This window comes from Blautia sp. ZXY-1-B12, from assembly GCF_056339915.1.
Genome location: NZ_JBWJVP010000004.1, coordinates 1 through 6502, shown reverse-complemented (window position 1 = coordinate 6502; position 6502 = coordinate 1). Strand labels below are relative to the sequence as shown.

Annotated in this window: 7 protein-coding genes; all 7 read left to right on the top strand. The window is 41.4% G+C overall.

Features of this window, described 5'->3' with window-relative positions:
* Positions 1-57 precede the first annotated feature (57 nt).
* Positions 58-912 (top strand): bifunctional 5,10-methylenetetrahydrofolate dehydrogenase/5,10-methenyltetrahydrofolate cyclohydrolase, encoded by an 855-nt coding sequence (locus tag AC075L_RS00285; RefSeq protein WP_008703871.1) that lies wholly within the window; start codon positions 58-60, stop codon positions 910-912.
* 1 nt (position 913) lies between these two features.
* On the top strand, positions 914-1762 hold the full coding sequence (locus AC075L_RS00280) for a glucosaminidase domain-containing protein (RefSeq protein WP_243099536.1): 849 nt from the start codon (positions 914-916) through the stop codon (positions 1760-1762).
* 90 nt (positions 1763-1852) lie between these two features.
* Entirely contained in the window at positions 1853-2827 is a 975-nt protein-coding gene (locus AC075L_RS00275) for an ABC transporter substrate-binding protein (protein WP_243096985.1), read from the top strand.
* Positions 2805-3593 carry an ABC transporter permease gene (locus AC075L_RS00270; protein WP_476387000.1) on the top strand — a complete coding sequence of 263 codons (789 nt, stop codon included), beginning with the start codon at positions 2805-2807 and terminating at the stop codon, positions 3591-3593. Before AC075L_RS00275 ends, AC075L_RS00270 begins: the two co-directional genes overlap by 23 nt.
* Before the next feature lie 71 nt (positions 3594-3664).
* Positions 3665-4252: an ATP-binding cassette domain-containing protein gene (locus AC075L_RS00265; protein WP_055057455.1), complete on the top strand. Its 588-nt coding sequence runs from the start codon at positions 3665-3667 to the stop codon at positions 4250-4252.
* A gap of 100 nt (positions 4253-4352) precedes the next feature.
* Positions 4353-5342, top strand: a complete 990-nt coding sequence (locus tag AC075L_RS00260) for a nucleotidyltransferase family protein (RefSeq protein ID WP_118409446.1) — start codon at positions 4353-4355, stop codon at positions 5340-5342.
* A 136-nt stretch (positions 5343-5478) separates the two neighbouring features.
* On the top strand, positions 5479-6502 hold a 1024-nt coding region (locus AC075L_RS00255; protein WP_476386999.1), incomplete at its 3' end, for a transporter permease.

The following is a 6502-nucleotide window of genomic DNA, read 5'->3' as shown; positions in this document are numbered from 1 at the left end:
TGAAATCATTCAGATACAGTATAGAATAATAACGTATAATTTCGGAGGGAACGACAAATGGCTAAGCAGTTATTAGGTAAAGAAGTAACAGCAGCATTAAACGAGAAAATCAAAGCAAACGTAGCAGAGCTTCAGGGAAAAGGAGTAAATCCTACCCTCTGCATCATCCGTGTTGGTGAAAACCCAAGCGATATCTCCTATGAAAGAGGAGCAACAAAACGCTGCGAAACTTTAGGCGTTGCATGTGAGAAAATCTTACTTCCGGAAGATGTTTCCCAGGAAGAACTTCTTGCAACAATCGATAAAGTAAACAAAGATGACAGCATTCACGGCGTATTATTATTCCGTCCGCTTCCAAAACATCTGGATCAGGCAGTGATCGAGAATGCACTTGCTCCTGAAAAAGACGTTGACTGTATGACAGACCTTTCCATGTCCGGTGTATTCACAGGCAAGAAGATTGGTTTCCCGCCATGTACACCACAGGCTTGTATGGAAATCCTTGATCATTACGGAATCGACTGCACAGGCAAAAAGGCAGTAGTAATCGGAAGAAGCCTTGTTGTTGGTAAACCTGCAGCAATGATGCTGGTTAAAAAGAACGCAACTGTTACGATCTGCCACACAAGAACTGTAGATATGCCGTCTGTAGCACGTGAAGCAGATATCATTATTGTAGCAGCAGGCCGCGCCGGTGTTGTTGGTGCCGAATATGTAAAAGAAGGCCAGACAATCATCGATGTAGGTATCAACGTAAATGCAGAAGGCAAACTCTGCGGTGATGTTGATTACGCAGCAGTAGAGCCTATCGTAGATGCTATTACACCTGTACCTGGCGGTGTTGGAAGTGTAACAACTTCTGTACTGGTTGGTCATGTGGTAGAAGCTGCAATGAGAAAGGTAAACGCATAAGATGAAAAAAGTGCCGGGAAAATATTTCTGGCTGCTTATGACAATAACAGGTGCCCTGATGTTCGGGGCACCTGCTTTGGTAAGTGCCAGTGAAGGGATAGCGTCCACTGATACAGAAAACAGCGTAGCAGACAATGCTGCAGATACCCCAGATGACGACACGATAGCTAAAACAACTGATAGTGCAGAAAAAAACAGTCAGGAAACTGATCATTCAGGAGAGGGACAGATCTCCAAACCTAAATATCTCGAAAATGCAGAAAATAACGGAGAAGAAATTATCTCCGATGAAGACCCGACAGATAATACTTATGGATACTACACGATTATGGGTGGAACAACTGTTTCCGTCGATGAAATGTGTTCATTATACAACAGTCAGGGATGCACTTACCCATCTGAAGAACTCAGTGGCGGCGGAGCATCTGATATAGATACCTTTTGCAATATTATTGTAGAGGAGGCAAATGCCGAGAATGTACGTGGTGAAGTAGTTTTTGCGCAGGCAATGCTGGAAACCGGATGGCTGAGTTTCGGTGGTGATGCGGGAATCGACCAGTTCAATTTCGCAGGTCTTGGAACAACCGGAGGTGGAGTCAAAGGAATCGCATTTCCGGATGTAAGAACAGGAATACGTGCTCAGGTTCAGCATCTCAAAGCCTACGCCTCCACAGATTCCCTGAATCAGGAATGTGTAGATGAACGCTTCGATTACGTGACAAGAGAGACGGCGCCTTACGTGGAATGGCTGGGAATCCAGGAAAATCCTTATGGCGGCGGCTGGGCAGCAGGAAAAGATTATGGAAGTAAATTAAGAAAAATACTGGCAGATTTGAAATCAGGGACATAAAGACAGAGTTTTGCGCCTTATTTGTATTATTTTTCTGAACTGCTGTAAATGATTTTTAAATTCTTAAATAAAGAAAGGATGTTGAGTAAAATGAAAAGAAAATTGATGATTTGTGCAATGGCTTTGTGTATCTGTGCAGGATTGACCGGTAACACTGGAGAGGTCAGCGTATGGGCATCCGAAGGATCATCTTCGGATGCTGTCCGGATAGGCGCCCTGAAAGGTCCGACAGCAATGGGAATGGCGCAGCTTCTTGATGAAGACGGATACGATTTTACGATTGCTGCATCTCCGGATGAGATTGTTCCGATGGTAGTACAGGACAAGCTTGATATTGCAGCTGTTCCGGCAAATCTGGCAGCAACGTTGTATCAGAAGACAGATAAGGATGTCAGTGTTCTGGCGGTCAATACGTTGGGTGTTCTCTATCTTGTGGAGAATGGAGACAGTGTAAAATCTGTGGAGGATCTTAAGGGAAAGACTATTTATGCCAGTGGGAAGGGTGCAACTCCGGAATATGCCCTGAACTCTGTTCTTAAAGCGAATGGAATCGACCCTGAAAAAGATGTGACTGTTGAATTTAAATCTGAGCACGCAGAGGTAGTTTCCGCACTTGTGCAGGATCAGACAGCAGTCGGACTTCTTCCGCAGCCTTTTGTAACTACAGCGCTGATGAAAAACGATAAGCTGAAGGTTGCCCTGGATCTGAACAAACTGTGGGAAGATTCCATGGATGACGGAAGTAAACTTGTGACAGGAGTTGTGATCGCAAACAATGAGTTTGTTCAGGATCATGCAGATAAAGTAAATGATTTTATGGATGCTTATAAAGAATCTGTAGATTTTGTCAACAGTGACACAGAAGCTGCGGCCCAGATCATAGGAGATCATGATATTATTGCAAAAGAAGTTGCACAGAAAGCAATCCCTGACTGCAGTATTGTGTTTATTGAAGGTGATGAGATGAAAACCATGCTTTCAGGATATCTGGCAACTCTGGATGATCAGAATCCTGAGATTATAGGAGGACAGTTGCCGGATGATGCATTCTATTACACACGATAGAGCAAAAACTGACAATGGAACGAAATATACAGGAATTCGCATATTAGCAGTGTTTTTCTGGATTGCAATCTGGCAGTTTGCGAGTATGTATCTGAAACAGGAGATCCTTCTGGCATCTCCTGTTTCTGTTGTCCGAAAGCTTTTTGAACTGATTTTCAGCGGAAATTTCTGGCAGTCTGTCGGATTTAGTTTTGTACGCATTGTGACAGGATTTCTTCTGGCTGTGTTTCTGGAAATCTTTCTGGCAGTGTTGGCATATTGGTCAAAAACAGTGGAAATCCTGACAGCACCTGTGATCGCAGTGGTCAAATCTACACCTGTGGCATCTTTTATTATTTTGTGCCTGATATGGATTCCTTCGAAAAATCTGTCAGTTTTTATTTCCTTTCTTATGGTTCTGCCGGTGATATATACAAATATCCTTGAGGGAATACGACAGACGGACAGGAAGATACTGGAAATGGCAAAAGTATTTCGTGTGAATCTCAGAAGACAGATCAGGTATATTTATGTATCGCAGGTACTGCCTTATTTTCTCTCAGCATGCAGGCTTTCTCTTGGAATGTGCTGGAAGGCAGGAGTGGCAGCAGAGGTTATCGGAGTACCTTCAGGTTCTATTGGTGAGAAACTGTATAATGCAAAAATATATCTGAATACTCCGGATCTTTTTGCGTGGACAATTGTGATAATTGTGATCAGTTTTGTATTTGAAAAGTGTTTTCTTGGAATTGTAAGCAGAGTAGTTTATATGATAGAACATAGATAACGGAAATTTTGATTTATGATAATCCTCTTAAATGCATTATTTATGAGGTCTGTTACAGGCGGAGAAGAGATATGGATATAAAGGTAGATCATATTAGTAAAGCATACGGAGAACAGCAGGTACTGCAAGACTTGTCCTGTGTTTTTCCGGAAGGGAAAACCACTTGTATCAGAGGAAGATCCGGATGTGGCAAAACAACACTGATACGGCTTCTTCTGAGACTGGATGTTCCGGATAAGGGGAAAATAGAAGGGGTAAGTGACAGGAAACTCAGTGCAGTATTTCAGGAAGATCGTCTGTGTGAAAATCTGAGCGCTGCTTCTAATATAAGACTGGTATGTACAGAAACAATAACAGACAGAGAACTGGAGGAGGCGTATAAAGCAGTTGCGCTTACTGAGATATGGCAGAAACCGGTTCGTGAACTGAGTGGAGGAATGCGCAGGAGAGTATCTATCCTGAGGGCATTGCTGGCTGAATCAGACTGTGTGATCATGGATGAACCTCTCAGAGGTCTTGATGAAAAAACCAGAGCAAAAACAATTGATTATATTTTGAAAAAGACGGAGGGAAAGACGTTGATCTTTGTTACTCATGAAGAAAAAGAAGCAGTTTGGTTAAAGGCTGACAGAACAGTAGATATATTGACAAAGCATTAAAATTAATGAAAAACTAAATTTCGGTTATAGATTATAGCGTGTCTGAAAAATCATTTCTACAATCTTCAAACACGCTATAACTCCAAAAGAGGAAAAACTTATGATTACATTAAATGATTATCTGTATTCAGGAGATACGGTTTTAAAAATTTTACAGAAATATACCCGGGATCTGAGAAAAGAAGCGAAACTTACTCATAATGAGATTGATATGATGCATGTGAATTTCCTGATTCAGATCACAGAGCTTTTAGAACACAATGATTTCCTTACGGCCCAGTCCCAGAAGATCCGGGAATTTTATAAATATATGGCTCATGAATATCCGTTTCTTGCGTTTACATTTAAAGGAAGGATCAAATCGCTGATCCGGGCAGAAGAGAAATTTAACGGCTATATTGTGGAATATATTTACGATTATTATACAAAACATGGAATCTATCCTCCTGTGTCGGAACTGAAAAATAAACTCAGTTGTTTTCGGGATTTTATTGCATACAGAATTGTGTTGTGTATGCCCAAGTGTCATCTGAAACCAGGAGAAGATCAGGAAACGGCGTCGATCCGCTATCTTTATGAGATTGCCAATGTTCTTCCCGGGTTCCTGGAAGAACGAGGGTTTACGGTGGAGTCTGCCTATGGAGTAAAGAAAAGTACGTCGCCGCTTCTTAATGAAGATGTGAAGATGTATTACCGGGATTATATCTGTGGAACCAGCGGGGAAGGATATCAGTCATTACATATCACAGTTTATGATAACAGTTCCCGTTCTTTCATGGAGGTGCAGCTACGTACCCAGAAAATGGATGACACTGCGGAAATTGGTCCGGCGAATCATCTGGGATATGAGAAGAAACAGCAGGATGAGCGTGCAAGACGTGATGCTATTCCAGAAGGCGAGTGCGTTTATTTCGATGAAGCCTATGAACGGGGCATGCGTCTTTTGCAGCTGGAACTGGCAGATCTGGATGTAAATATGTTTTCCGCAGTAGATAACAGTCTGATCAATGATGGGTGCGGATTGTTCAGGGGAAGACTGATCTTACCTTATGAACATTTGTCAAGATTTCAGAATGATGTGATCGATTGAATAAAACACCTATCTTTTGATGTATAAAAATACAGGGAAATGACAAAAATTGATAAAATATGTAAATTTTTAGTTATATTTTAGGCATTCTATGGTACACTGGTATAGTATATCAAAAATGGGAGGAAAACTCGAAATGAGCAAAAAAGAAGGAAAAGGGTTAAAGTCTTTTAACAAGGGATTTCAAGTGCCTGACACCTACATTATTATCTTTTTAGTAGTTGTTGTCGCAGCACTTCTGACTTTCCTTGTACCAAAGGGATTTTACGAAACACAGGATATTTCGTACATGATCAATGGTGTTGAGAAAACCCGTACAGTAATCAAAGACGGAAGTTTCCAGTATCTGACAGACGATGCAGGAAATGTAGTAACAGAAGGAGTAGCACTCTTTAGTGGAGATGGTGGAACAGGATTCTTCAACTATATGTATAACGGAATCGTAAATAGTTCTGCAATCGAGATTATCGCATTCCTTATGGTAGTAGGTGGTGCATTCGGTATCATGATCCGTACAGGTGCGATTGAATCCGGATTGATCGGATTGATCCGTAAGGCAAAGGGAGCAGAAAAACTGCTGATTCCGATACTTTTCGTACTGTTTTCTCTTGGTGGAGCAGTTTTTGGAATGGGAGAAGAAGCACTTCCGTTTACTATGATTCTTTGTCCGTTGTTTGTAGCAGTTGGATATGATTCAGTTATCGCAGTTCTTGTTACTTATGTTGCAACACAGATTGGTTTCGGTTCATCCTGGATGAATCCATTCTCTGTAGGTATTGCACAGGGTATTGCAGGTATTGATGTATTCTCCGGAGCAGGATTCCGTATGGTAATGTGGGTAGTATTTACAGTTCTTGGCTGTGGAATGACTATGTTCTATGCGTCAAAGATTAAAAAGACTCCGACAATCTCAATCGCATATAAGACAGATTCTTATTTCCGTGAGCAAAATGAAAAAACAGGAATTGACGAAGGACATTCATTTGGTCTTGGACACATTTTAGTTCTTCTGACACTGGCTGCTACAGTAGTATGGGTAGTTTGGGGAGTTATGACTCAAGGATACTACATGCCAGAGATTGCTACACAGTTCTTTATTATGGGAATTGTTTCCGGTGTGATCGGAGTTATCTTTAAACTGAACGATATGAAACTGAATG